The sequence below is a fragment of the Paraburkholderia sp. EG287B genome (assembly GCF_040965595.1).
Taxonomy (GTDB): Bacteria; Pseudomonadota; Gammaproteobacteria; order Burkholderiales; family Burkholderiaceae; genus Paraburkholderia.
Map to the genome: position 1 here is coordinate 25580 of NZ_JBFRCG010000003.1, position 26637 is coordinate 52216.

The 26637-nt window shown below is 65.1% G+C and carries 23 protein-coding genes and 1 pseudogene; 12 read left to right on the forward strand and 12 right to left on the reverse strand.

The features are described 5' to 3' along the window. Positions 1 to 49 precede the first annotated feature (49 nt). The 3 genes from AB4Y40_RS05445 (at position 50) to AB4Y40_RS05455 (ending at position 4194) form a co-directional block, all read left to right on the forward strand. The gene (locus tag AB4Y40_RS05445; RefSeq protein WP_368686748.1) at positions 50 to 1516 is read left to right on the forward strand and encodes an efflux transporter outer membrane subunit; all 1467 of its coding nucleotides are present in this window, start codon (positions 50 to 52) and stop codon (positions 1514 to 1516) included. Positions 1517 to 1630: 114 nt separating this feature from the next. Then, on the forward strand, positions 1631 to 3202 hold the full coding sequence (locus AB4Y40_RS05450) for an alpha/beta hydrolase (protein ID WP_368687104.1): 1572 nt from the start codon (positions 1631 to 1633) through the stop codon (positions 3200 to 3202). A gap of 209 nt (positions 3203 to 3411) precedes the next feature. After that, positions 3412 to 4194, forward strand: a complete 783-nt coding sequence (locus tag AB4Y40_RS05455; RefSeq protein ID WP_368687105.1) for a hypothetical protein — start codon at positions 3412 to 3414, stop codon at positions 4192 to 4194. Positions 4195 to 4291: 97 nt separating this feature from the next. Here AB4Y40_RS05455 and AB4Y40_RS05460 read toward each other — a convergent pair whose 3' ends face one another. Together AB4Y40_RS05460 and AB4Y40_RS05465 are read right to left on the reverse strand one after the other, a co-directional pair. Continuing rightward, positions 4292 to 5248, reverse strand: a complete 957-nt coding sequence (locus AB4Y40_RS05460; RefSeq protein WP_368686749.1) for a cation diffusion facilitator family transporter — start codon at positions 5246 to 5248, stop codon at positions 4292 to 4294. An 89-nt stretch (positions 5249 to 5337) separates the two neighbouring features. Then, positions 5338 to 6753, reverse strand: a complete 1416-nt coding sequence (locus AB4Y40_RS05465; protein ID WP_368686750.1) for a basic amino acid/polyamine antiporter — start codon at positions 6751 to 6753, stop codon at positions 5338 to 5340. Positions 6754 to 7047: 294 nt separating this feature from the next. Between AB4Y40_RS05465 and AB4Y40_RS05470 the strand changes: the two genes are divergently transcribed. The 4 genes from AB4Y40_RS05470 (at position 7048) to AB4Y40_RS05485 (ending at position 11421) form a co-directional block, all read left to right on the forward strand. Beyond that, the gene (locus tag AB4Y40_RS05470) at positions 7048 to 7509 is read left to right on the forward strand and encodes a hypothetical protein (RefSeq protein WP_324159259.1); all 462 of its coding nucleotides are present in this window, start codon (positions 7048 to 7050) and stop codon (positions 7507 to 7509) included. 64 nt (positions 7510 to 7573) lie between these two features. Beyond that, entirely contained in the window at positions 7574 to 8998 is a 1425-nt protein-coding gene (locus AB4Y40_RS05475) for a basic amino acid/polyamine antiporter (protein WP_368686751.1), read from the forward strand. A 21-nt stretch (positions 8999 to 9019) separates the two neighbouring features. Beyond that, on the forward strand, positions 9020 to 10381 hold the full coding sequence (gene arcA / locus AB4Y40_RS05480) for an arginine deiminase (RefSeq protein ID WP_368686752.1): 1362 nt from the start codon (positions 9020 to 9022) through the stop codon (positions 10379 to 10381). Positions 10382 to 10569: 188 nt separating this feature from the next. Continuing rightward, a complete protein-coding gene (locus AB4Y40_RS05485; RefSeq protein ID WP_368686753.1) occupies positions 10570 to 11421 on the forward strand; it encodes a mechanosensitive ion channel family protein in 852 nt (283 codons plus the stop codon). A gap of 20 nt (positions 11422 to 11441) precedes the next feature. Here the strand turns inward: AB4Y40_RS05485 and AB4Y40_RS05490 are convergent, their stop codons facing one another. Together AB4Y40_RS05490 and shiA are read right to left on the reverse strand one after the other, a co-directional pair. Beyond that, positions 11442 to 12212, reverse strand: coding sequence for an IclR family transcriptional regulator C-terminal domain-containing protein (locus AB4Y40_RS05490; RefSeq protein WP_133184545.1), 771 nt, complete (start codon positions 12210 to 12212; stop codon positions 11442 to 11444). A gap of 97 nt (positions 12213 to 12309) precedes the next feature. Further along, the gene (shiA, locus tag AB4Y40_RS05495; RefSeq protein ID WP_368686754.1) at positions 12310 to 13623 is read right to left on the reverse strand and encodes a shikimate transporter; all 1314 of its coding nucleotides are present in this window, start codon (positions 13621 to 13623) and stop codon (positions 12310 to 12312) included. Between the two features lie 326 nt (positions 13624 to 13949). Here shiA and AB4Y40_RS05500 point away from each other — a divergent pair, with 326 nt between their 5' ends. Next, the gene (locus AB4Y40_RS05500; protein WP_368686755.1) at positions 13950 to 15071 is read left to right on the forward strand and encodes a 4-hydroxyphenylpyruvate dioxygenase family protein; all 1122 of its coding nucleotides are present in this window, start codon (positions 13950 to 13952) and stop codon (positions 15069 to 15071) included. Positions 15072 to 15187: 116 nt separating this feature from the next. Here AB4Y40_RS05500 and hutC read toward each other — a convergent pair whose 3' ends face one another. From hutC to AB4Y40_RS05530, 6 genes are all read right to left on the reverse strand, one after another. After that, the gene (gene hutC, locus AB4Y40_RS05505; RefSeq protein WP_368686756.1) at positions 15188 to 15937 is read right to left on the reverse strand and encodes a histidine utilization repressor; all 750 of its coding nucleotides are present in this window, start codon (positions 15935 to 15937) and stop codon (positions 15188 to 15190) included. 13 nt (positions 15938 to 15950) lie between these two features. Beyond that, positions 15951 to 17564 carry a histidine ammonia-lyase gene (hutH, locus tag AB4Y40_RS05510; RefSeq protein WP_368686757.1) on the reverse strand — a complete coding sequence of 538 codons (1614 nt, stop codon included), beginning with the start codon at positions 17562 to 17564 and terminating at the stop codon, positions 15951 to 15953. 19 nt (positions 17565 to 17583) lie between these two features. Continuing rightward, complete coding sequence (locus AB4Y40_RS05515; RefSeq protein ID WP_368686758.1) at positions 17584 to 18375, reverse strand: ABC transporter ATP-binding protein; 792 nt, start codon at positions 18373 to 18375, stop codon at positions 17584 to 17586. Between the two features lie 25 nt (positions 18376 to 18400). Next, a complete protein-coding gene (locus tag AB4Y40_RS05520) occupies positions 18401 to 19147 on the reverse strand; it encodes an ABC transporter permease (protein WP_368686759.1) in 747 nt (248 codons plus the stop codon). Positions 19148 to 19164: 17 nt separating this feature from the next. Then, positions 19165 to 19896 carry an ABC transporter permease gene (locus AB4Y40_RS05525; protein WP_368686760.1) on the reverse strand — a complete coding sequence of 244 codons (732 nt, stop codon included), beginning with the start codon at positions 19894 to 19896 and terminating at the stop codon, positions 19165 to 19167. Between the two features lie 71 nt (positions 19897 to 19967). Next, the gene (locus AB4Y40_RS05530) at positions 19968 to 20819 is read right to left on the reverse strand and encodes a transporter substrate-binding domain-containing protein (protein ID WP_368686761.1); all 852 of its coding nucleotides are present in this window, start codon (positions 20817 to 20819) and stop codon (positions 19968 to 19970) included. Between the two features lie 366 nt (positions 20820 to 21185). Here AB4Y40_RS05530 and AB4Y40_RS05535 point away from each other — a divergent pair. Continuing rightward, positions 21186 to 21389, forward strand: a pseudogene (locus AB4Y40_RS05535) (amidohydrolase); the annotation flags it as partial. 14 nt (positions 21390 to 21403) lie between these two features. Here AB4Y40_RS05535 and AB4Y40_RS05540 read toward each other — a convergent pair. Next, positions 21404 to 22138, reverse strand: coding sequence for an ArsR/SmtB family transcription factor (locus AB4Y40_RS05540; RefSeq protein ID WP_368686762.1), 735 nt, complete (start codon positions 22136 to 22138; stop codon positions 21404 to 21406). Positions 22139 to 22280: 142 nt separating this feature from the next. Between AB4Y40_RS05540 and AB4Y40_RS05545 the strand changes: the two genes are divergently transcribed. The 3 genes from AB4Y40_RS05545 (at position 22281) to AB4Y40_RS05555 (ending at position 25757) form a co-directional block, all read left to right on the forward strand. Continuing rightward, positions 22281 to 23732: an MFS transporter gene (locus AB4Y40_RS05545; protein WP_368686763.1), complete on the forward strand. Its 1452-nt coding sequence runs from the start codon at positions 22281 to 22283 to the stop codon at positions 23730 to 23732. 106 nt (positions 23733 to 23838) lie between these two features. Continuing rightward, positions 23839 to 24243 carry a DUF302 domain-containing protein gene (locus AB4Y40_RS05550; protein WP_368686764.1) on the forward strand — a complete coding sequence of 135 codons (405 nt, stop codon included), beginning with the start codon at positions 23839 to 23841 and terminating at the stop codon, positions 24241 to 24243. 179 nt (positions 24244 to 24422) lie between these two features. Next, positions 24423 to 25757, forward strand: a complete 1335-nt coding sequence (locus tag AB4Y40_RS05555) for a multidrug efflux MFS transporter (RefSeq protein ID WP_368686765.1) — start codon at positions 24423 to 24425, stop codon at positions 25755 to 25757. A 106-nt stretch (positions 25758 to 25863) separates the two neighbouring features. Here the strand turns inward: AB4Y40_RS05555 and AB4Y40_RS05560 are convergent, their stop codons facing one another. After that, entirely contained in the window at positions 25864 to 26121 is a 258-nt protein-coding gene (locus tag AB4Y40_RS05560) for a hypothetical protein (RefSeq protein ID WP_368686766.1), read from the reverse strand. Positions 26122 to 26637 lie beyond the last annotated feature (516 nt).

Here is a 26637-nt window from a genome sequence, read left to right on the forward strand (position 1 = left end):
CACCGCCTGCGCATACGGGACGCGGTCGCAGCAGAACCTGGAGTACGTCATGAGAACGCTGACGCGTGCTGCGATATTTGCCGCCGCTACCAGTTGCCTGGCCGGCTGCATTAGCGTGGGGCCCGATTACAGTCGCCCCGAGGTGGCGGTGCCCGCAACGTGGCGGGTCGATTTGCCCGCGGCTGAAGAAGTCGTGGACACGGCGTGGTGGGAGCAATTCGACGATCCGGTGTTGAACGACCTGATTCAAACCGCACTGCAGGGCAATCTGGACGTGCGTATCGCAGCGGCGCGTATCGACCAGTTTATCGGCTTGTTGCGCGCTGCGCGCTCGCAGGGTCTCCCGCAGATCGGCTATGGCGCCAACGTGAGCCGCAACCGGACCAGCGAGGTCGGGATGCCGCCGCTTTCCCCCTTGCTCGATCCCGTCTTCAATCTCTATCAGGGCATGCTGTCCGCTTCCTGGCAAATCGACCTGTTCGGCCGGGTAAGACGCCTGACCGAAGCCGCGCAGGCGCAGGTCTATGCCAGCGAACAGGCCCAGCGGGGCGTCGTGCTTTCGCTGGTGACAGGCGTGGCGACCAGCTACATCACGCTGCGCGGGCTCGACCGGCAACTCGAAGTCGCACGGGCCACGGCGAGTAACTTCGGCGAAACATTACGCATATTCGAGTTGCGCTATCGCGACGGCCTGGTTTCCCAGACGGAGCTTTCCCAGGTGCGCTCGCAGTACAAGCTGGCTCAATCCGCGATACCGGCCATCAAACAGCAGATCGCCATCGTGGAAAACGGCATCTCCATTCTGCTGGGACGTAATCCCGGGCCCATTGCGCGAGGCAAGTCGGTGAGCGAGCTGGTGCTTCCTGTCATTCCGGCGGATCTGCCTTCGACATTGCTCGAGCGGCGGCCCGATATTTTGCAGGCCGAACAGAATCTGGTCGCGGCCAATGCGAATGTCGGCGCCACGCGTGCGCTTTACTATCCCACCCTCTCGCTGACGGGGGCGCTGGGTTCGGTCAGTACTGCGTTCGGCGACTTCCTTTCCGGGCCCGCCTCGCTCTGGTCGGTCGCAGCAGGACTGACCGGGCCGATCTTCACGTCGGGTGCGATTGGTGGCCAGGTGCAGTCAGCCGAGGCACAAAAGCGCCAGGCCGAACTGGTCTACAGGCAGACGGTGCTGGGCGCGTTCAACGACACCAATAATGCGCTCGTCAGCTCACAAATGACCATCGAGCAGACCGCGCTTCAGCAGCAGCGCGTCGATGCGTTGCGCGAATATGCGAGGTTCTCGCGGCTCAAGTTCGAAGACGGGTTGATCGGCTATCTCGAAGTGCTGATATCCGAAAACGACCTGTTCTCCGCCGAGCTTGCCCTCGCCAGCTTGCAGGCCTCGCGCTATAACCAGGTGATCAGCGTGTATCAGGCCATGGGCGGTGGCTGGGTCGATATCGCCGATTCGCATACGCCCGTGTCCCTGAGCGCCGACCGAAAGGGCAATGCCTCGCAGGGCAGGTGACACAGGCTTTAAAGACATAGGACCATGTATCACGCAGCATCCGGTCGAATGGATACGCAGCAGAAGAAGTTCAAGGTCACTCTGTGTTTTGAAGTTGCTTCCAAGAGAAAAGCCATGCTACGCACGTCGCTGAAGGTAATAAAAATATGCGTGTCGATACTGGTCGTGCTCGCGTTACTCGCATTGGGTTTGCGGGCATGGTCTTCGCTGCGCGGCCCGGAACTATCCGCCTGGCACACCTACGTGCCGCGGGAGATGACCGTCGAAGAAATAGACGCCGGCGACTGGCGTGCGTACATGCGGGAGGAGTCGCGGCTTTTCGAGGATGTGCGCGTCAACGTCGTCGAAAAGATCGACGCATCCGAGCGTGTCCCGTCGAACCGATACTACGAAGGCTCACCGATCTATCCGGAGCACTTCGCTCAGGACTGGAACCGCTCGTACATACTGGAACCTCCCGGACCGCCGGTTGGAGCGGTGGTGCTGCTGCATGGCATGACGGACTCGCCCTACAGTTTGCGGCACATCGCGCGCAACTATCGTGACCGGGGCTTTGTCGCGATCGCCATCCGTTTGCCTGGACACGGTACCGTGCCAGCGGGACTGACCCATGTCACATGGCAAGAATGGGCCGCAGCAACGCGACTCGCGGTTCGCGAAGCGCGCCGGCGCGTGGGCCCGGACAAACCGCTCGAACTGATAGGCTTCTCGAACGGCGGCGCGCTTGCCCTGCAATATGCGATGGACGCCATCGAGAACCCCGCGCTCACGCGTCCCACCCGGCTCGTGCTCATTTCGCCGATGATCGGAGTCACTCGTTACGCGCGGTTTGCGGGCCTCGTGGGACTACCCGCGATGTTGCCCGCGTTCGCGCGGGCCGCCTGGCTCGGCATCGTGCCGGAATTCAACCCCTTCAAATACAACTCGTTCCCGGTAAACGCAGCGCGTCAGTCCTGGCTGCTTACCAGCGCCATCCAGGAGCAGATGACGAGGCTCGAGCGTGAGAATCGGTTGAATTCGCTCCCTCCCGTGCTGACGTTCCAGTCGGTTACCGATTTCACGGTCAGCACCCCTGCTGTCATGTCGTCGCTGTATGACAAGCTTCCCGCAAACGGCAGTGAAATCGTGTTGTTCGATGTGAACCGCAGCGTGAGTTTCAGAACCTTCCTGCGCGTCGCGTCCTACTCGGCGCTCACACGGCTGCTGCGCATCGGGCCGCAGAACTATCGCACCACGGTCGTTGCCAATGCCTCACAGGATTCGGCTCATACGGTCGAACGCAGTGTCGATGCCGGCAGTGTGGCAACTCACGTTCGTCCTTTGGAGATTGACTATCCTCCGGACATTTTTTCGTTATCGCATGTTGCGATTCCATTTCCCGTGACGGACGCACTCTACGGCATCGAGCCGGGCGACGATGAGAACTTCAATGTCAACCTTGGTACGCTCGCGCCGCGCGGAGAACGCGGCACGTTGATTCTGACGCTCGACTCGATGTTCCGGATTGCATCGAATCCGTTCTTCCCGTATCTCCTGCAACGCATCGACGAGGGCATCGGCAAGATGCCTCCTCCCGTTGTCGATTCACCGAGGCGCACTCATGAGACCGCTGCCGGGAAGCCGGAGGATCCCGCAGAAGCGTTGAGGGAACTGGAGCGGGCCGGCGATGATTACGACGAGCCGTAAGCCGACGGCTGCAACAGCAACTCGACTGGAAGACTCGACAGCATCCGGACACCGAACCAACCTTGTTACCGAGCCTGGTTTGTCCGATGATACGGGCAGGGTGCGCAAGCTCGCATGGGGCCGCCGCGGCCACCTGCCGGCCAGATGTACCTGTGCAGCACCAGCGCCTGTTGAGTGTTGCGTCATACCCGGAGACGAGCACCGTGAACATGACCCGATTGCTGCTTGGCAGCATCATGCTCTTCGTGGTGGGCACGGTGTTGCAGCTGTTATGGCCGCTGGCGCAGCCGGCGTCGTATCACCACTTCGCGGACCAACGCGCGCTGGGCTTGATACCGCATGCCGCGGACGTGCTGTCGAATCTCGTCATTCTGGCGGTAGGGATCGCCTGCCTCGGTTGGGCGAAACGAAATGCGTCGCGGCAGCCGCCAAAATTCCCCGGCATGGTAGTCGCCGGATTCGGGCTCGTGCTAACCGCAATCGGGTCGGCCTACTATCACTGGGCACCTTCCGACGCGACGCTCGTCTGGGACCGCCTGCCGATGACGATCGTCTTCGCCGGCATACTGGCGATGCTCTGGACGTCGCACACCGGGCAGCGCGTGGGCTGGGTACCGTTGCTAATCCTGGTTGCCGTATCGCTAGGCACGATCGAGTACTGGCTCGCCCTCAACAGCCTGTGGCCGTACGCGATCCTGCAGTTCGGCGGGCTCATGTTCATCGTCGGCTTGACGCTCACACGCAAGGTGGACAGCGTATTCGGCTGGACGATGGTGATCGTTTTCTACGGGGTGGCCAAGCTCTTCGAGAGCCTTGACTGGCAGGTGTGGGAACTCACTCGCCACGTGATCGCGGGGCATGCGCTGAAGCACGTATCGAGCGGCCTGGCCGGTGCCGCCCTGATTCTGGTGGCGAACGCGGCACCGCGCTTTGCTGTCGGCACGGTTCCAACGCAGCCGGGAGCGATCGACCATTCCCGGTCGCCGCGCTGACGTGTTCGGATGACAAAGTCTCCGGTGGCCGCCAGGATGGAGCCGGACACGCCACGGAATACTCGCCTTCTTCGAGCGCGCTCTGGCGAGGCGCGCGTTATCCAGGCTGGCGTCCGTCTTCCCAGCGCGGGTCCGCGGTAATCTGCACAACGAGCCGGTTTTCCAGCGGATTCGCGCTGAGCGTTTCCCAGATGCGTTCGCGCAATTCGTCCTGCGAGGCGAGATCGCTTAGCGTGGACGTAGCGCCGACGAGCACGCTGACTTCGACAAAATTGCGCCGGCCCGCCTGGATGACGTGTGTGTGATGGCGCAGGATGCCAAGTTCGCGTTCGAGCTTCGAAAGCGCCATCTGGATCTCCGAACGCGGATTGTTCTCGGCGGGGCTCATGTGCAGCAATTCAGCAAAGCTCGTGCTCACGATCTTCACTGGCGCGGAGAGAAATATCAGTGAGAGCCCCGCGGTCATTGCACTGTCGACATAGCGCGCCCATAGATAGTGAAGGCTTTCGGGCAATATCGAATACACGAAAAAGCCGAGTAGTGTGGCTGCGCTGAACGAGAATTTCATGATCCATTTCCAGCCGTCGGTTTTGAGCAGCTTGGAATTGATCTGCGCGGCCGCGCGCTTTTTATAGACCACCATGGCAAAGCTGATCACGCAACTCGCGGCGCTGATCAGCATGACGCCTTGCGCATTCACCACGTGGCCGCCCGAACGAATCCCCTCAATCCCGTTCACGAAGCCATAAACGCAAACGAGCAGCATCATGAGCCCGTTTATGCCGTTCACGAGCGGCTCGAGGAACCAATACCCATATTCGAAGCGAGTCGTCGCGGGCCGGCTCACCACGGTGGCCACGAGCAATCCAAGCGCGGAACTCACGAGATTGAGCAGATAGAAAATGGCGGTGAGCAGCAGCGTATCGGATTGCACGAAGAAGCCATAGCCGACGTTGGCCGCGAAACCGAGGCACACGACGTAAATGGAAACCTTCATCGTGCGTTGCTCGACCGCTGCGAGCCGCGCCTTGCGGAGCGCGTAGCTGATAGGCATGGTTCCTCGCTGTCGAACTTTGGAACGTTTGGATGGCGGCGAGCGCAGTCACGAGGCCGATGGATGCGGGCAGGCGCAGTGGCGCGCGGCTAACGCCACGCCGAGGTGCTCAGCCCGACGATCGCGACGAGTCCGCCGCTCATCACCACGAGAAACGCGCACCACTCGGGCCGGGAAAAAAACGCCTCGCCACGCTCGCGGCGCGCCCACAAGTACAGCAGGCTGCCGGGTCCATAGAGCAGCGCGGACATGACCAGCAGTTCCAGTCCGCAAGCGTAAAGCAGGAACAGTGTATAAATCGTGGCGATGCCCGCCGTGGCATAGCGCAGCGTGCGCGTTCGCGCGCTCATGGCCGATTGCGGCAGGGCGCGGATGGCCTTGAGCCCGAAGGTCGCCACGAAAAAGTAGGGGATGAGCGCCATGGCGCTCGTGAGGCGCAGCATGAGCGAGAAGGCGTCGGTGGACCAGTAGGTGCTGATGACGAAGGCCTGTACCACGCCGCTCGTGAGCCAGATCGCGGCGGTGGGAAGCTGCCGCGCATTGCGGCGCGCGAAAATGGCTGGCATGGCGTCCGCCTTCGCGCTGGCATACAGCACTTCCGCGCAGATCAGCGACCATGCGAGGTAGGCGCCGAGCACGGAGACGATGAGCGCACCGCCGATGAACACGACGCCAGGCGAGCCGATCACGGCGCCAAGCACCGACGCCATTGAGGGTTGCCGCATGACGGCGATATCCACGCGCGAGAGATGCGCGTAGGGCAGCAGCGTCACGAGCACGAGCAGCAACAGCACGAAGGCGAAGCCGAGTATCGTGGCGGCGCCCACGTGCGAGCGCTTTTTCGCGTAGCGCGAATAGACGCTTGCGCCTTCAATGCCGAGAAACACGAATACCGTCACGAGCATGGTCCCTTTGACCTGCGGGGCAAGCCCTCGAGCGCTTTCCGCGAGATTGTCCGTGAATGGCTCCGCGCTCGCATAGACGCTCAAAATGCCGATAAAAACGAAAATGGGCAGAATCTTGACGACAGTAAGAATCGCATTGATGAGCGTGGCCTGCTGAATGCCGCGCAGCAGCATCCAGTGAAATGCCCATATGCCGACCGACGAAACTGCAATGGCAATCGGCGTATTGCCGTTTCCAAATGCCGGCACGAATGCGCCTAGCGTGGATTTGATCAGCACCCAATAAGAGACATTGCCGAAGCAACCGGCCATCCAGTAGCCGAACGCGGAGAGAAAGCCGGCGTAGCCGCCGAAGCCGTCACGTGCATAGGCAAAGATGCCGGAGTCGAGGTCGGGCCGGATTTCGGCGAGCAGCTGGAAGACGCGGGCCAGCATATACATGCCGCCTCCCGCAATGCACCATGAGATGATGGCGGCCGCGGGGCCTGCTTCGAGCGCGAAGTTGCGCGGCAGCGAATAGATGCCGGCGCCGACCATGGAGCCCACGACCATGGCCGTCAGGACCGGCAGCGACAATTTCTGGTCATCCGTCGATTTCATGTTCGAGCCTTTTTCTGATCTTTGACCGGTCGTAATGCGAGCGCGGGAAATCGCGGATAAAAATGCGCGCCACATTGAATTGCTGAACGATTCTCGAACGAATGCCACGTTGAATACATCATGTGCGAATCGTATTCCATAATGTTCGTCAGGTGTCCGGAGGATGGATGGAAAAAGGCAATTCACCGGGTACATTTTGGCTAAATGTTCGCTAATGACTTTACGTGGAATCGTTAGCAAACAGGCCGAATGAATTGGCGAATCCGCAATGCGCCGCATTAAGGGGGGAATGTCATGCGATATCTCGCTGCAACACTTCTTGGCTCCGTGGCTGTCTCGGTTGCGCTTAGCGGTTGCGAGGCGCCGACTTCCGGCTCGGTCTTCACGCCGGCGCAGGCTCAGCAGGTGTTCGTGATCGAACTGGGTACCGTCGAAACCGTGCGGCCCGTCACGATTCAGCCGGGCCCAACGGGCATCGGCGCGATCACCGGTGGCGCGCTTGGCGGCATCGCGGCTGGCAGCAATATCGGGCGCGGCACGGGCGCCGTTGCAGCGGGCATCGGCGGCGCGGTGCTGGGCGGCGCGGCAGGCAATGCCGTGGAGCAGCGCGTCACGCAGCGGCAAGGCCTTGAAATCGTCGTGCGTCTGGATTCGGGACAACTGATGTCGGTGGTGCAGGACGCGGATCAGCAGTTCGTCCCCGGTGATCGTGTGCGTGTGCTGATGGGCAACAACTCGGTACGCGTGACCCGATGAAGTGAACGCAGGTGTGGCTGGTCTGTCGATAAAGCGAAGTCCCGAACAAAAAGCGAGGAAACCGATGGCCGATACCGAGCAGAAGATGAGTCGCGTGCAGTTGACCGCGATGGTAGTCGGGGGCATGGTGGGCGCCGGGATCTTTTCTCTGCCGCGGACCTTCGCCAATGCAACGGGGCCGGTCGGTGCGGCGATTGCGTGGCTCGTGGCGGGCGTAGGCATGTACACGCTCGCGCGCGTGTTTCAGGCGCTCGCGGAGCGCAAGCCGAAACTCGACGCCGGTGTGTTCGTCTATGCCAAAGAGGGCTTTGGCGACTACCCCGGCTTCCTCTCGGCGTTCGGTTACTGGATCGGCAGTTGCATCGGCAACGTTTCGTACTGGGTGCTGATCAAGTCCACACTGGGCGCATTTTTCCCGATTTTCGGCGACGGCAATACGGTCACGGCCATCGTCGTCGCGTCGATCGGCATCTGGCTGTTTCATTTTCTCATTCTGCGCGGCGTGAAGCAGGCCGCGTTCATCAACACCATCGTGACCTTCGCCAAGGTCATACCGATCGTGGTGTTCATCGTCATCCTCCTTTTCGTCTTCAAATACGGGACCTTCCACCTGAACATCCAGTCCGCGGCGCAGGAGGGCGGCCTCATCCAGCAGATTCGCGCGACGATGTTCGTCACCGTGTTCGTGTTCATCGGCATCGAAGGGGCGAGCGTGTATTCGCGCTACGCGAAGGAGCGCACGGACGTGGGGCGTGCAACGATCTTCGGCTTCGCCGGCGTGACCACGCTCATGGTGCTCGTTTCCATGCTGCCTTTCGCCGTACTGCCGCGCGGGGACGTGGCGGGCATGCGCCAGCCCTCCATGGCGGCCGTGCTCGAAAGCGTGGTCGGTCCGTGGGGAGGGATCTTCGTGAGCATCGGCCTGATCGTTTCCGTGCTGGGCGCGTATCTGGCGTGGTCGCTGATCTGCGCCGAGGTGATGTTCGCGGCGGCACGCAATCAGGACATGCCGGCCATTTTCGCGCGCGAGAACGCCAACAACGTGCCGGCCAACGCGCTCTGGATCACCAACATCGTCGTGCAGTTGCTGGTCGCGAGCACGTATTTTTCGCGCGATGCGTTCTCGCTGATGCTCAACCTCACGAGTTCGATGTCGCTGATTCCGTACCTGTTCGTCGCCGCCTACGGGTTCATGGTCTCGAACCGCGGCGAGAGCTACGAGGTAAGGCCAGAAGAGCGCAAGCGCGATCTCGTGCTGGCCTCGGTCGCCGTGATCTACACGTTGTTCATGATCGTTGCCGGCGGTCTCAAGTTCATCCTGCTGTCGGCGATTCTTTACGCACCGGGCACGGTGCTGTATTTCCTCGCGCGGCGCGAGCGCAAGCTGAAGGTTTTCCAGCGTACGAGCGACTGGGTCATTTTCATCGTGGCGGCCGTCGCGGCCATCGTAGGCGTCGTTGCGCTAGCCACGGGCACCATGGCGGTCTAACGAGAACGAGCGGAGATCGATATGTCCAAGGCGAAGGGCGGTGGCAAGAGTGACAAGGGCGCAAAGGCAGAGAAGGTAGAGAAGGCAGAAAAGGCAGAAAAGGCGGAGAAAGCCGCGAAGGGCGGCAAGACAAAGGCGAAGGACGAGCGCCCGCTCGGCGTGTACTCGGAGGTCGGGCAACTGCGCAAGGTGATGGTGTGTGCGCCCGGCATGGCGCACTCGCGTCTCACGCCGAGCAATTGCGACGAGCTGCTGTTCGACGACGTGCTGTGGGTCGACAACGCGAAGCGCGACCATTTCGACTTCGTCACGAAGATGCGCGACCGCGGCGTCGAGGTCGTGGAAATGCACAACCTGCTCGCCGAAACCGTTGCCGTGCCAGAAGGCAAGAAGTGGATTCTCGACAACCAGATCGTGCCGAACCAGGTCGGGCTGGGGTTCATCGACGAACTGCGCAGCTATCTGGAAGGGCTCGACGATCGCAAGCTGGCCGAGACCTTGCTCGGCGGCCTCTCGATCCACGATTTCCCCGAATCGCATGGCGGCGCGGCGCTCAAGGTCGTGCGCGAAGCGGCCGGGTCCACCGAATATCTGCTGCCGCCGCTGCCGAACACGATCTACACGCGCGACACCACCTGCTGGATTTACGGCGGCGTGACGCTCAATCCGCTGTACTGGCCCGCGCGGCACGAGGAAACGATTCTAGCCGCGGCGATTTACCAGTTTCATCCGGATTTCGCGGGCAAGGTCAACGTGTGGTGGGGCGACCCCACGGAAGACCACGGCATGGCGACGCTCGAAGGCGGCGATGTCATGCCCATCGGCAACAAGACCGTGCTGATCGGCATGAGCGAGCGCACTTCGCGCCAGGCGATCAGCCAGCTCGCCGCCACGCTCTTCAAGAAGGGTGCCGCCGAGCAGGTGATCGTGGCGGCGATGCCGAAAATTCGCGCGGCCATGCACCTCGATACGGTCTTCACGTTTGCCGATCGCGACTGCGTGCTGATCGCGCCGGATTTCCTCGCGCAGACCCGCACCTTCACGTACCGGCCCAGCGATCAACCGGCGGGCGTGGAGCTGCGTCAGGAGAAAAAGTCCTTTGTCGAGGTGGTGAGCGCGGCGCTCGGCATCAAGAAAATGCGCGTGGTGGAAGCGGGCGGCAACGACTACCAGCGCGAACGCACGCAGTGGGACAGCGGCGCGAACCTCGTGTGCACCTCGCCCGGCGTGGTGTTCGCTTACGACCGCAACACCTATACGAACACGCTGCTGCGCAAGGCCGGCATCGAGGTCGTGACCATCGTGGGCGCGGAGCTCGGGCGCGGGCGCGGCGGCGGCCATTGCATGACGTGCCCGATCATTCGCGATGCGGTGGACTTCTAGCGTCGCAGGGCGAGGAGATCGTTGCGGGCGCAAGCAATGGCGGCCTGGTCGCGCCGCAATGGTGCCGGATCGATAAGGGTTGCGAAGCCGAGGCTTTCAAAGCTTACGGGCATGCAGACTGCTGCCGGGTCCTATGGGGTGCGCCATGCGCGCACCTCGCCCCCATCGCAACCATCTGATCCCCGATCATGGACGATTTCCTCAACCGCCTTTTCCATCTGCAGCCCTCGCTGCTCGCCACGATGACGCACGACGTCATGAATGTGATCGTCGCCGTGCTGATACTGGTGGTCGGCTGGTGGGTTTCCAATCGCGTGGCGCACGTGTTCGCGAGCATGCTGGCGCACTCGCACGCCGATCCCACGCTCGCGCCGATGCTCGCGGGCATGGCGGCGTGGACCGTGCGCGTGATTGCGCTCGTCGCCGCGCTCAGCGAGGTGGGCATCGCCACGGCTAGCGTCCTCGCCGCGCTGGGCGCCGCCGGTCTCGCCATCGGCCTGGCACTGCAAGGCACGCTGCAAAACATCGCCGCCGGCATCATGCTGCTGATGCTGCGCCCGTTTCGCGCGGGCGACGTGATCGAAGGCAGCGGCGCGGCGGCGGGCATCGTGTGCGAGGTGGGGCTGTTCACCACGCGCATCGAGCGCGGCGACGGCAATGTCGTCTTCGTGCCGAACAGCCAGATCTGGAGCAATCCCGTCATCAACTACAGCAGCGGCGGCACGCAGCGTATCGACGTCACGGTCGATCTCGCGCGGCGCGACCAGGTGGACGCGGCGATCGGCAAGCTCAAGGAGATGGTGAGCGCCGAACCGCGCGTGCAGAACGGCGCGACGCTCGCGCCGACGGTCGCCGTGGACTGCTACCCGTCCGGCGGCGGCGCGCGCCTGCTGGTGCGCGCATGGGTGCGCAACGCCGATGCGCAATATGCCGTCGACGATATACGCGGGCATGCGCGCGAAACGCTCGCCACAGCGGGACTCGCCGTCGCGGGCAGCGCGCGCATGACGGGCGATCATGCGGCGCTCACGCGCTCGTGAGCCGTGGTTTGAACACCGCGTTAAAGCACGTTGAGCATGGCGAGCGCGCTTTCCTGCAGATGCGGCAGGACGCGCTGGAGAGCGGCCTCGGGGCTTTCTTCGCCCATCGGCATGTTGGTGCTGAGTGCGGCGACCACCTCGCCGTTGCGATTCCTGAGCGGCACGGCAATGCCGCGCACGCCCACCTGCAACTGCTGCTCGATGAGCGCATAGCCGTCCACACGGGCGCGCCCGATTTTCTCGCGCAGGCGCGCGCCGCTCGTGATGGTATGCGGCGTGAAGGGCGACAGCTCGACCGTATCGAGCCACGCTGACACCGCGTCCTGATCGGCCTCGTGCGCGAGCAGCACCACGCCCGGCGAGATGAGCGGCGCGGGCACGCGCGCGCCTAGCACGAAACCCGTCGTCATCACGCGCGACACGCCATTGCGCGCGATCACGACGAGGTCCCAGCCGTCCAGCACGCTCACATAAGCCGATTCGTTGAGCGTCGCGCTCAGTTGCTGCAGATAAGGCTGTACGGTGCGCGGCAGGCGCGCCGAATCGAAGTAGGACCAGCCCACGCGCAGCACACGCGGCGTGAGGCCGTACAGGCGGCCGTCCGTGTACACATAGCCCAGCGATTCGAGCGTGAGCAGATAACGGCGCGCGGCGGTGCGTGAGAGGCCCGTGCGCTCGGCCGCCTGGGTGGGCGTCATGCGCGCGTGCTCGCTGTCGAAGGCTTCGAGAATCGCGAGGCCTTTTTCGAGCCCGGCGATCCAGTCGCGCCGGTCCAGTGGCGGTTTCTTCATCGGCGTGCAAGACCCTGTGCTGCACGGTGGCCAAAACAATGGAAAAAGCCGCAGGCACCAAACGCCTGCGGCTTGCGAGCGAGCGATCGGCTCCTGCTCACTCCGGTTTCATGCGCGCCGCCACGATCAGCGAGATCAGGCAGCCAATCGCGAGGTACGCGGCGACGAGGTGCCACGAACCGCCGCCGACGCCCACCAGCGCCACGGCGATGAACGGTGTGAAGCCGCCGCCCACCACGCTCGCGAACTGGTAGCCCACGCCCGCGCCGCTGTAGCGGTACTCGGCGCCGAACAACTCGGTGAAGAGCGGCTGCTGCACGCTCACGACCATGTCGTGGGCGATGTTCGCGAGCATCACGGAGAAGATCACGATCCAGACCGTGGCGCGTGCTTCGAGCGCGAGGAAGAACGGCACGGCGCTCAAGAGGCCGATGAACGCGCCGATCAGATAGATGCGGCGCAGGCCGAGGCGATCGGCGAGCCACGCGAAGCAGGGGATCGTCACGCAGGACAGCGCGCCCACGAACAGGCCGATGCCGAGAAACAGATCGCGCGACATGCCGAGATTGCTGGTCGAATAGCTCAGCGCGAAGGCGGTCACGATATACATCGTGAAGAGTTCGGCCAGGCGCAGTGCGACGATATACAGGAAGGCTTTCGGGTGGCGCGTGAGCGCTTCGAGCACCGGCATCTTGAGCTTGCGATGGCCGTGCTCGACCTTCTCGACGAACTCGCGCGACTCGTCCATGCTCGAGCGTACCCACAGGCCCACGAGCACGAGCACGACGCTGAAGAGGAACGGCAGACGCCAGCCCCACGAGCGGAACGCCGCGTCGCCGAGCAGGTGGCTCAGGAGCGCCACGAGGCCGGTGGCGAGCACGAGGCCCACGCCGTAGCCCACCTGCACGCCGCTGCTATAGAACGCCTTCTTGCCGCGCGGCGCGCTTTCCACGGCCATCAGCGCGGCGCCGCCCCATTCGCCGCCCACGGCGAAGCCTTGCAGCGCGCGCATCGTGACGAGCAGCACGGGCGCCCACCAGCCGATGGTCGCAAAGGTCGGCAAGAGTCCGATGGCCACGGTGGACAGGCCCATCATCATGACGGTCAGCACGAGCATGCGCTTGCGGCCGAGCCGGTCGCCGAAGTGGCCGAACACGACGCCGCCGAGCGGCCGAAACAGGAAGCCCACGCCGAAGGTCGCGAACGCGGCGAGCGTGCCCATGGTCCTGCCGACCTGCGGAAAGAACGCCACGTTGAACACCAGCGCGGCGACGATGCCATAGAGCAGGAAGTCGTACCAGTCGACGACCGCGCCGACGAAGCTGCCCAGCGCCGCCTTGCGGGCCTGGCTGCGCGACGGCGCGAGAGGGGCGGCGTCGGGCGAGCCGGTGGTGTCGAGGCTTGGGGTCATCAGTTGTCTCCAGACTGTTGCGCATGTGCCATGCTGCGATATTCACGATATGCGCTAAACGTGAGACGCAGCATAGGGCGGCGCGCGCGGTCCGGCAATGCGTGGCGGCGCCGTTTTGCGCGATTATCGCCCAACGGCGTGCGATTATCGAACGCTTTGCGGGTTTGCACCGAGATGGCGCGTGGACCGCCCGCGCACGGCGGTCTTCGTCTAAATGAACGAACTGGTTAAAATCGGCCTGCCTCATTTGCCAGATTCGCGTCGCCGCAGTCTGCAACGGGGGCAGCGAAGTATCCGTTTCAGCGCTTGCGTCAGGAGCCCATTGCATGTCCAGCCCCGCTAATCCTCCGCCGCAGGCGGACAACCCGCTCGGCATGGCCGGCCTCGAGTTCGTCGAGTTCGCCGCGCCCGAGCCCGCCGACCTCGGCCGCCGTTTCGAGCAGTTCGGCTTCAAGGCGATCGCGCGCCACGTGAGCAAGGCGGTCACGCTCTACCGCCAGGGCGAGATGAACTTCCTGCTGAACGCCGAGCCCGACTCGTTCGCCGCGCGCTACGCGCAGGAGTACGGCATGGGCATCTGCGCGATCGGTGTGCGCGTCGACAATGCGAGGCGCGCCTTCGAGCACGCCATCTCGCTCGGCGCATGGGCGTTCGAAGGCGAGCGCCTCGGGCCTGCGGAGCTGCACATTCCGGCGATCCAGGGCATCGGCGATTCGCACCTCTATTTCATCGACCGCTGGCGCGGCCGTGGCGGCCAGCGCGGCGGCGTGGGCGACATCTCGATCTTCGACATCGACTTCCGGCCCATCGACGTCGCCACGGCGCATACCGATCTCGATCACGGCGGCACCGGTCTCACGCGCGTCGACCACCTCACGCAGACGGTGGGAGCGGGGCGCATTGCGGAATGGCTCGACTTCTATCGCGACCTGCTGCATTTCCGCGAGATCCACGAGATCAACGCGAACTGGCACGTGTCCGAGGAGTCCCGCGTGATGGTGTCGCCCGATGGCGAACTGCGCATTCCTGTTTATGAAGAAGGCACGCGGCGCACGCAGCTATTGCACGACTATCTGCCCGAGCATCCCGGCGAAGGCGTGCAGCACATCGCGCTTGCGAGCAACGACATCCTCGCGAGCGTCGATGCGCTCAAGGCCAATGGCGTGGAGTTCGTCGAACCGCCGCCCGCCTACTACGAGACCGTGGATGCGCGTTTGCCCGGCCACGGCGTGGACCTCGAAGCGCTGCGCAAGCGCCATGTGCTGATCGACGGCGAGATTGGCGACGACGGCGTGCCGCGGCTCTTTTTCCAGACCTTCGTCAAACGCCATCCCGGCGAGATCTTTTTCGAAGTCGTGCAGCGCAGCGGCCACCACGGTTTCGGCGAGGGCAATCTCGACGTGCTCGCGCGGGCGCGCGAGGCGGGCGCGAAGCCGGGCAAAGCGTAGAGCAACGCGAAGGCTAAATCCCGCAGTCCGCGACGTCAGCGTTCCACACGCGACTTCGCGGCTGCGCCCGTTGTCTTGCGTAACGCGGCGAGGAAAGGAGCGCGGTACCCCCGGGGTTAGGTCGAGACTTTGCCGACCAGATGAAAACGTGAAGAGGGATGCCAGAGCTCCACGGCGGTCGCCACGGCGCTGCCGACCCACGTACGCCGCCACATCAGCAGGCAGGGCTCGCCAATATTCATCGAAAGATGGCGTCGTATGTCCGCATCCGGTTTTTGCGCGTAGATGCGGAACTCCGCCCGTTGAACCGGCGCGAGCCGCATCATGTAGTGATTCGGTGTTTCCCGTGTGAAGTCCTGCTCGAGATAACCCGGAAACACATGGGGGTTCACGTAGCGGTCCTCGTACAGAATCGCTTCGTCTTCCTCGTAGTGGACGATACGCGAATGGAACACGGAACCGCAGCCGAGCTCGAGTGCGGCCATCGCCTGATCGTTCGAGCTGGTGCCGAGCGTCAGCACTCGCGCGCTGTGCCGGTGACCCCGCGCGGCGATTTCGTCGGCAATGTTGCGAACCTCGAGGACGGTCGATTCGACGTCGCGCGAGGCGACGAACGTTCCCGCGCCCTGAACGCGTCTGAGCACATGCTCGGCCGACAGTTCGCGCAGCGCGCGCGACACGGTCATGCGCGCGACGCCGAATTCCTTGACGAGCTCCGTCTCCGACGGAATGGCCTCACCCGGCTTCCAGGTCCCGTCCGTGATTCGATCGAGCACGTAGCGCTTGATCTGCTCATACGCTGGAGCGACCTTGTGCGCTGTCGCGGATTGCGTCGAGTTGTCGATCAGCGAAGATGGCGCGTTCATCCCTGACCTCGCTTCAGACGCCGACAGTGCCGGGAACCGCGCGGCTCGCCGGGGCCGCCATATTGCGCGCGATTGGCGGCATGTCTGGCTCCGTTTCCCGCGAGACGGTCCCGGCGCCGTCACATGCCGGGCCGGGAAGCGGCGGCGGGGCGGCGTCGGCAACGAGGCGAAACGCGAAAGTCATGTCGTCGGAGAGCGGGCGGTCGTCGCGATAGGTCGGCAGCGTGGCGCGCACGCTGGCGTAGAGCGCGTCCGTATAGGGCGCGCGCGCCGCGTCGAGCGGCTGCAGATCGTAGGCTTGTGCCGCAGCGAGCAGTTCGATGCCGAGAATGCGGTTGCTGTTCTCGATGACCGCGAGCGCCTTCAGCGCGGCCGGCGTCGCATGGCACAAATGGTCTTCCTGCAGCCCCGATGTCACGCCGCCGTCGAGACTCGCGGGAGCGGCTTCACGGCGGTTCTGCGCGACCAGCGACGCGGCCGTGTACTGCGCAATCATGAAGCCCGAACGCGTGCCGCATGCGTGCGCGAGGAAGGCGGGCAGGCCGCTCACGAGCGGGTTGACCAGACGGTCGAGGCGGCGTTCGGCCATCGCCGCGACCTGGGCAATCGCGGTGGCGAGACTGTCCATGGCGAGCGCGATCGAGGCGCCGACCGCATGCGCCTGCGAGTACACCCGCGGCGACTCCGGCGTGCCGGCCACGATCGGATTGTCGGTCACCGAGGCCAGCTCGCGGTTCACGACTTCGGCCGTTGCCGCGAACGTGTCTCGCGCGGCGCCATGCACGTGCGGAATCGTGCGGACGCTGAGCGGGTCCTGGGTGCGCCGCCCGAGCGAGATCTCGAGCAGCGCGCTGCCGGCGAGCGCCGCGCGCAGACGCTCGCCCACGCAGGCGAGGCCCGGCGACACACGAAACGCGAGCGAACGGGTGTCGAACGCCGCGATCTGGCCGCCCAGATTCTCGAAGCTCATTGCGGCCACGACGTCCGCCCAGTCGAGCAGGCGCTCCGCGCGGTGAAGCGCGAGCGCCGCGAGCCCGGTCACGCACGGCGTGCCATTCACGAGGCTCAAGCCCTCCTTCGCGCCGAGCGACAGGGGCTGCAGGCCGAGCCGCTGCAGGGCTTGCGCGCCGCTGAGGCGCTCGCCGTTCCAGCGCACATGGCCCGCGCCCACACAAACGAGCGCGATGTGCGCCATATGGCTCAGATAGCCGACGGAACCGAACGCGGGCACCTCCGGCAGGCAATTCGCCTCCAGCAGCGTGGCAAGACGCTCGACGACTTCGAGGCGCACCCCCGAGTGGCCATGCGCGAAGTTGTTGATGGCCGCAGCCATGATCGCGCGCGTCTCGTCTGCGCCTAGCGGCTCGCCCACGCCCACTGCGTGGCTCATGAGGATGTTGTGCGACAGGTCGTGCTGTTCGTCTTGCGAGACGATCACATCGCACAGCGCGCCCACGCCCGTGTTCACGCCATACGCACGGATGCTGCGCGCGACGATCTGTTCGACGAGCACACGGGCGCTGCGAATGTTCGCCTGCGCATCGGCGCCGAGGATCAGCGGCTGGCCTGCGGCGACGCTAGCGATCGCGCGCCAGTCGAGTGGATGCTGGGTACGGGTGATGGCCATGGGAGTGCGTGGTGCGGGTTTAGTGAGCGTTGCGATCCTGGTGGCTCGACACGAACTGGCGGAAGCGGTCCGACTTCAGTTCGCCGAATACCTCGTCTGGCGTGCCATCCGAATCCACCTGGCCCTGGTGCAGGAACATCACGCGATTCGAAACGTGGCGCGCGAAGCCCATCTCGTGCGTGACCACGAGCATCGTGCGGCCTTCGTCGGCGAGCGTGCGCATCACGCGCAGCACTTCGCCGACCAGCTCGGGGTCGAGCGCCGAGGTCGGCTCGTCGAACAGCATCACCTTCGGATGCATCGCGAGCGCGCGCGCAATCGCCACGCGCTGCTGCTGGCCGCCCGACAGGTGTGCGGGGTAGTGGCCGCGCTTGTCGGCAAGGCCGACCTTGGCGAGCAGCGCCTCGGCTTCTTCGACCGACTCGGCGCGGCTGCGCTTGAGCACGCGCATGGGGCCTTCGATCAGGTTCTCCAGCACGGTCATGTGCGACCACAGGTTGAAGTTCTGAAACACCATGCCGAGCTGCGAGCGCACGCGGTCGACCTGACGGCGGTCGCCCGGTTGCAGCTTGCCGTCGCTGCGGCGCTTCATCCTGAGTTCCTCGCCTGCGAGCGCGACCGAGCCGTCGTCCGGCGTCTCCAGCAGATTCAGGCAGCGCAGGAACGTGCTCTTGCCCGAGCCGCTCGCGCCGAGAATCGAAATGACGTCGCCCTCGTGAGCGTCGAGCGAAATGCCCTTGAGCACGTGATGGTCACCGAACGATTTGTGGATGTTGCGCACCGACAGCGCAATGGGTGCTGACGTATTCATCAATCTCTCCAGGTAGGGCGGCGGGTCACGACGCGGCACGCGTGGCTTCGAGCGGCGCGGCGGGTTTGCGCGGGGCGGGCGGCGCCGCGCGCAGGTGGCGCGACAGCCGTTGCTCGACGAAGCCGATCAGGCGCACGACCACGAAGTTCAGGAACAGGTAGATCAGCGCGGCGCACGTAAACACCTCGGTGGTGCGATAGGTCTGCTGAATGATCTGCTGGGCAACCCCCGTCACTTCCCAAACCGTGACGAGGCTAGCCAGCGCCGTCGACTTGACGAGCAACACGGCTTCGGTCGAATACGCGGGCAGGCACTGACGCAGCGCGATCGGGCCGATCACCCGGCGCAGCAGGGCGAAGCCGGAAAGGCCGATCGAGTAGCCGGCTTCAATTTGCCCGACGGGCACCGCCATGAGGCCGCCGCGGATGATCTCGGCCGTGTATCCCGCCGTGCACAACGCGAGCGACAGGACCGCGCAGACGTAGGGTTCGCGCAACACGGGCCACAGAAAGCTTTCGCGAATCACGCCGAACTGCCCGAGGCCGTAATAGACGAGGAACATCTGGATCAGCAGCGGCGAGCCGCGAAATACGAGAATGTAGGCGCGCGCAAAACGGTTCGGCAGCCAGTGCGGCGAGACGCGCATCGTGACGATCACGAGCGAGAGCAGGCCGCCCAGCACGAGCGACGCGAAGAAAAGGCCGAGCGTGGTCGGCACGGCGCCGATGAGCTGGCGCATCGTGTCGAGCAGGAACGCGAAATCGATATTCATGAGTGTGCGCTCCCCGATCAGTTGCGCGCAAAGTTGCGCTTGAACGAGCGGCCGACGACCGCTTCGGCGCGACCGAAGACACGGTTCGACACACCCGTCATGGCGAGATAGAGCACACCGCCGACGACGAAGAAGAGGAAGTACTGGTGCGTCGAGCCCGCTGCGATCTGGCTCGCCCGCAGCAACTCGGCGAGCCCGGTGACCGAAATCAGCGCGGAGTCCTTGAGGCTCAGCTGCCAGACATTGCCGATGCCGGGCAGCGCGTAGCGCAGCACCTGCGGGATCAGAATGCGGCGAAACAGCGTGAGCGTCGGCATGCCGATCGCACGAGCGGCTTCGAGTTCGCCGCGTGCAACGGCGAGCACGGCGGCGCGATAGACCTCGGCCTGATACGCGCCCGAAATCATGCCGACCGCGAACGCGCCGACGGCGAAGGGCGGCACGCCGACGAATCCTTCGGCGCCGAACCACTGACCGACGGTGGTGACCAGAGAAGAGCCGCCGAAATAGAACAGATAGATGACGAGCAATTCGGGCACGCCGCGAAAGACGGTCGTGTAGCAGTCGCCGACCACGCGCAGTACGCGCAGGCGCGAGAGTTTTGCGGCGGCGATGAGTGCACCGAACACGGCGCCGATTGCCAATGCGGCAAGCGTGAGCACGACCGTCATCAACGCGCCGAGGAGCAGAACGCTACCCCAGCCGTCCGGCCCGAGGCCGAGTGTGTTGAATAGCGATAACAGAGACATGGCAGGGATCCACGCGGGTGGGGAAGCGAGGGCGCGCGTCAGGCGCGTCGCGCGCGGCCAGGATGCGGCGCTTAGGGCGTCACGTCGGTCTTGAACCACTTCAGCGCGAGTTTCTTCACGGTGCCGTCGGCAAGTGCCGCCGTGATCGCGCTGTCGAACTTCGCCTTCAGGTCGGCGTCCTGTTTGCGGAACGCGAGACCTTCGCCCGGTCCCCAGATCGGACCGGAAATCATCGTGCCGGCGATCACCACGGGCGACTTGTCGGCGTTGGCGGTGTAGTAGGTCACGTCGTCGAAGGTGGCGTCGATGCGGCCGTTCGTGAGATCGAGATCGCGCTCGGGCGCGGTCTTGTACACGCGCACCGACGCGACGTCCTTGAAGTTGGCGTTGATGAAGCCGGTGTAGACCGTGCCCGACTGGATGCCGATCGTCTTGCCCTTCAGCGCCTTGCGCATCGACTCGATGGCGGGCGCGTTGCTGCGCGAGTCGGCGTCGAGCTTCAGAGGCGTCGTGTTCGGGCCGCCCTTGGGAAGGATCTTCGGATCGGACACGGCGAAGGTGGCCGGGGTGGCCGCATAGGGCTTCGAGAACGCAATGATTTTCTCGCGCTCGGGCGTGATCGAGATCGCATCCATCAGGACATCGAACTTGCCCGCCTGCAGGCCCGGAATCATGCCGTCCCAGTCCTGGGCGACGAGCTTGCACTGGATTTGTGCACGCGCGCACAGGTTTTCGACGAGTTCGGGTTCGAAGCCGCCAAGCTTGCCGCCGGGCAGTGTCAGGTTCCACGGCGCATAGCTGCCGTCGAGCGCGATCGTCACGCTTTTCCATTCCTTCGCGCCGGCACTGCCGCTTCCAAGCAGCGTGACGCCGAGTGCTGCGCCAATCAGCGCTTTTGCCAGCCGGGTGTACTTCGCCTGCATGACCATGCTCCTTTGTCGGTGGGTACCGTGGACCCGTGGGGACGTTCTTGCGTTCGTGCGACTTGCATAGACAAGCATGGAGAGAAAAGAATTTGAGCGCAAGAGAATTTCATAAATCCCGACTCATGGAAAACCCTGTAAAGAGGCGTGAATTGGCGATGAATTCATGCCTGTGGCAAGTCGTGACGTCGTTGCGGCATGCACGGTCGTAGTGATTGTTGTACCTCTTTAATTTGTCTAGTCATGTCGAGGGCTATGAATCGCCATGGATGGTGGCGGGCACGCTGTGCATCTCGCTCGCGCCCACCTATGCGCAGGCCGGCGTGCTGGGCTCGCTCGTGATTCTCGCGGGGCGGCTCCATCATGCAGGCGCCCAAGGGCTTGAACGGCAGCGAGGACTTCGCCTGGATGCTCAATGCGGCGCCCGGTTGCTACCTGCTGCTCGGCAACGGTGAAGGGGAGTTCGGCGGCTGCATGGTGCACAACCCCGGCTACGACTTCAACGACCAGGTGCTGCCGCTCGGCGCGGCGTGCTGGGTGCGCCTCGCGCAGCGGTTTCTCGTCGCGTGACGAGGTGCAATTCGTTAGTCGTTCGAATCATCTGCGTGGGCGGCCAGCAGTTCGGGCGTCAGGCCCAGCCGCTCGCGCAGATCGACCCAGCCGCGCGGCGTGACCTGCACCGCGCGCGACGCACGCGTGCGCCGCATCCAGCCGCGTTCGCACAGCAGCGCGAGCAAGGCCACGCCGAGCGGCCCGGCCAGATGATGCTGGCGCTCGGTCCAGTCGAGGCATTGGCGTGCAATGCCGTGGCGCCCCGGTTTCAGCGCGGCGACGTCGAGCCCGAGTTCGCCGAACCACGTCTCGCCCGCGGGCGTCACCGCGAAGCGTTTGTCCGCTTGCGCCGTGATGAGCCCCGCATCCGTGAGGCGCTCCGTGATCGCCACGCCGACCTGGCCTGCGAGGTGGTCGTAGCAGCAGCGCGCGAAGCGCAGGTCCCGCGCCTCGCGGCCCAGCGGCTTGCGGCGCACCGGCGCGCGCGCGCCGACCGTCGCGAGGTTTTCGAGCAAGCTGGCGACCTGGGCGTCCGCTAGCCGGTAGTAGCGGTGGCGGCCTTCCTTTTCCACGGCGAGCAGCCCGCCGTCCAGCAGCTTCGCCAGATGGCTGCTCGCAGTTTGCGCGGTCACGCCGGCCGCGTAAGCCAGTTCGCCGGCGGGCAGCGCACGGCCGTCGGCGAGCGCCATCAGCATCGCGGCGCGCGCGGGGTCGGCGATCAGGAAGGCCGTGGCGGACACCCTCGGGTGCGTGTTCGTGCCATTCATGCGTTTCTCCAAAACATAGGCATAGCGTAACGCGCGAGCAGGATCGCATGTTTCGACACGCATCGAAGCATCGGCACTGCCCTGCGACCGATACTGGGCTCGTGACCGGCGCCCAACGTGCGCCGGCGTAGCGGGAGAGCCTATGCAAATGCACGAGACGCACGAGATACACGACACGCACGAGACGCACCGCCGCGCACAGCAACGCCGGGTGCTCTGGGCCACGAGCATCAGTTATGTCGTGGTGATCCTCGACACCTCGATCGTCAATGTCGCGCTGGAGCGCATCGGTGCGAGTCTTGCGGGCGGCGTGGCCGGCCTGCAATGGGTCGTGAACGCCTATACGCTCACGTTCGCGAGCCTGCTGCTTTCGGGCGGCACGCTCGGCGACCGGCTCGGCGCGCGCCAGGTCTATATGGCCGGGCTCGCGGTGTTTACCGCGGCCTCGGCGTTGTGCGGCGCCGCGCCGAGCCTCGCGCTGCTCACGCTCGGACGGGTGCTGCAGGGCATGGGCGCGGCCCTGCTCGTGCCCGCCTCGATGGCGCTCATCAACGGCGCATGCGCCAACGCGCGCGAGCGCGCGGCCGCCTTCGGCGTGTGGGCCGGGCTCGGCGGCGTCGCGATGGCGGCGGGCCCGTTGCTGGGCGGCGTGCTGATCGGGCTCGTCGGCTGGCGCAGCATCTTTCTGCTCAACGTGCCGGTGTGCCTCGCGGGCATCGCCATGGCCGCGCGCGTGGCGCCGCAGCCGCGCCCGGGCGCGCCGCGCCGGCTCGATCTGGCGGGCCAGGCCGCGGCCATCGCGGCGCTGGCGCTGCTCAATGCCGCCATCATCGAGGCGCCCGGGCACGGCTGGTGTGCGCCGCTCGTCGTGGGCGGTCTCGTGCTGGCGGGTGGGGCGGCGATCGTCTTCGTCGCGCTAGAAAAGCATCGCGCGCAGCCTATGCTGCCGCTCGGCTTCTTCCGCGAGCGCGTGTTCAGCGCGGCCGTGCTGGTCTCGATGATTTCGGCGTTCACGTTCTACGGTCTGCTGTTCGGGCTCAGCCTTTATCTCCAGCAGGAGCGCGGCTACGCGCCGCTGCGCGCGGGCCTCGCCTTCCTGCCGCTCACCGTGGTGGTGCCGCTCGGCAGTCTGCTGTCGCGGCGCGCCGTGGCGTGGCTCGGACCGCGCGCGCTCGTCGCGCTCGCCTGCCTGCTCGCGGCGGCGGGCTATCTCGGCGCGGCGGTTTGCGGCACGACGGCGCGCTACGACTTGCTGGCCTTGCCGCTGCCGGCCATCGGTTTCGCCGCGAGCCTGATTACGCCGGCGGCCACGGCGGCGCTCATGGCGACGGTCGATCAGGGCCGCGCGGGCATCGCCGCTGGCGTACTGAACGCCGCCCGGCAGACCGGCGCGGCGCTCGGCGTGGCCGTGGCGGGCGCCATGATCGCGGGGCGCGCATCGATCGGCGCGGGCATGCGTGTGAATCTGCTGATTGACGCCGTGCTCTCGGCAGGCGCGGCATGGGCGTGGTGGCGTGCGTGGTCGCACCAGGCGGCGCACGGCGCCCGGTCGCATGGCGCGAAGAAGACGCGTGCCGGCAAGCCGTGCGCCTGACGCCTGCCCGCGTGCGCCCTGGATCATCCGCCGTGCATTCTGGGATAAAGTGCCGTTGCATGCATCGCGCATTCGCGCGGGCCGTGCGCCATAGGAGGAGTCTGTCATGGCCGAATACGGGCAACATCCCTCGTCCGTGCTGGCGCTCAAGAGCGCCCACGACTTCGACACGACGATCGCGCGCCTGAAGACCGCGCTGGCCAAGGCGGGTGCGGATATCTTCGCCGACGTCGACCAGCGCGAAGCCGCCGAGACCGCCGGGCTCAGCCTGCGCCGCACGCGCCTCATCCTGTTCGGCAATCCGAAGGCGGGGACGCCCGTCATGGCGGCCAACCCGCACGCGGCGGTGGAGTTGCCGCTGCGCATGGTGATCTGGGAAGACAACGAAGGGCATACGCGGCTCGACTATCGCGACGTCTCGCAGACGCTCGGCCCGCTCTATGGCATCGACGCCGAAGTGCTCGTGCCGCTGCAGCGCGTCGTGGGGCTGCTGCAGACGGCGGTGCAATAAGCGGCAAACGAACGGCGCGCCTCTTGCCAGTCCCTTCGGCCGGCCGGCGCCTGAGCGCCCATCTTCGGCGGACGCTTAAAAAATTGACACGCGCGGCGCGCTTCGCTTAACGTAGGTGCCTTGCGACTTCGCCCGGCAAGCGGGTGAAGCGCGTCGCCCGCCGCTGCCTCGATCCGCCGATGACCTCCCGCGCAGAAGACCCCGACGATCCGCCACGCGATCGCGCCGGGGCGTCCGACTCGACTTCCACTGCTTCATCCACGGCTTCGTCTGCCGCTTCCGGCACGCAGCAACCACCACCCCAAAACCCGCACGACGCCGAAGTCGAGCAACACTGGCGGCGCAATCTCGCGGTCTGCGTGGTGGGTTCGTTCACGACGCTCGTCGCCATGACGCTGATGCTGCCGTTCCTGCCGCTCTACGTGGAGGAACTGGGCGTGCGCGGCCACGCGGCGATCGTGCAGTGGTCGGGCATTGCGTACAGCGCGACGTTCTTCACGGCGGCGCTCGTCGCTCCCCTGTGGGGGCGCCTCGGCGACCGCTACGGCCGCAAGCCCATGCTCGTGCGTGCGAGCCTCGGCATGGCGGTCACGATGTCGCTCATCGGCATGTCGCGCAATATCTGGCAGCTCGTCGCGCTGCGTTTGCTCGCGGGTTTCGCGGGCGGCTATTCGTCGGGCTCGACCATCCTCGTCGCCACGCAAACGCCGCGTCACCGCTCGGCGTGGGCGCTCGGCGTGCTGTCGTCGGGAATCATGGCCGGCAATCTGATCGGACCGCTGCTGGGTGGCACGCTGCCGCCGCTCATCGGCCTGCGCGCCACGTTCTGGGTGGCGGGCGCAACGATCTTCGCGGCCTTCATCGCGACCTGCGTGTTCGTGAAGGAAGCGCCGCGCCCCGCGCGCGTAGCGCATGCGGCGCACAAGGGCGGCTGGTCGGCGCTGCCCGACAAGCGCCCGATCGTCGCCATGCTCGTGACGGGCATGCTGCTGATGCTCGCCAACATGTCGATCGAACCCATCATCACCGTGTACGTGGCGACGCTCGTGCACGACCCCGCGCGCGTGACGTTCGTCGCGGGCCTCGCGATGTCGGCGGCGGCGCTCGGCAGCATCGTCGCCGCTTCGCGGCTTGGGCGCGTGGCGGACCGTGCAGGGCACGCGAAAGTGATCGTCGTGGCGCTGGCGGCCTCGGCGGTACTGCTCGTACCGCAGGCGTTCGTCACGGCGGGCTGGCAACTCGTCGTGCTGCGCTTTCTCATGGGCGTGTCGCTCGCGGCGCTGCTGCCGTGCATCGCGACGGTGATTCGTCACAACGCGCCGGATCTTGCCGCGGGCAGCGTGCTCGGCTATTCGGTCTCGGCGCAATTCGCGGGGCAGGTGCTCGGGCCGCTGATCGGCGGCTTCGTCGGCGGGCATCTGGGCATGCGCGCCGTGTTCCTCGGCACGAGCCTGCTGATGCTGGCGGGGGCGCTGTTTACGTGGCGCGCGGTGGGTTTCGCCCGGCGCGCATAAAGCGGCAACCCGCCCGCGCGCAGGCGTTGAAAGTGTGAGAGGCGAGGGCGGCGGATCTTGCGCGCCGCCGCCTCGGGCTCATCGGCGCTCGTTCAGCGGGCGCGTTTCAGTGACCAAAAAACACGTCGCAGTCGGGACGCGGCCAGCACATCTTGCCCGTGCGATGGCCCGAGGCGCTGTGCGTATCGGGCGTGCCGCCATACGACATGTCGGTGCTGGCCTGAGCCGAAGCATCGGCATCGTCGGTCATCGTCTGATGCGCGCGCTGCTCCGAAACGGGTTCGTCCTTCGCGCGCGCCGTGCCGGGCGCAACGGCTGCCACGGCCGCTACGCATGTGGCGATCAATGCCAGGCGTAATGTCATATCAACCTCCTTTCTCGAGTTCGTGAGTGCGCCTTCGCGGCAACGACGAAGTCACTGCGGGATAACGGCGGAGTGACGCCGCGGCGAAGGTGCGCGCGAGCAAAAGGCAAAGCCTGAAGCCGCACACTCATTCTGGAAAGTCGGGATGCCTGCGCGCAGCGCACGGCTGCCGAACGTCTTAGCTCACTGCTCACGAAGGAAGCGCGCCCACGCATTCGGGGGCGGCACAGCGCGGCGCGGCGCAAGAAGAAGGGGCGAGCGGGCGCGCAGAGAACATCCGCACTGTGTTTTCAGTTATAGCTCGCGCCGCACGGAGTGCAATGGGCTCAATCCCGGCCCCCGTGCGTGGACCGTATCCGGGGCCGTATCCAGAACCTAGTCCACACGGCCCCTCCAGAGATTCTTTCGAGTTTGAAAATCATTGAAAGTATTCGGAAATTAAACGGTCGCCGTGTAGTCATCTTGCGATGTTGTAATGCGCTCGCTTCTCGGCGATGCAACATGTAATTGCGCCTT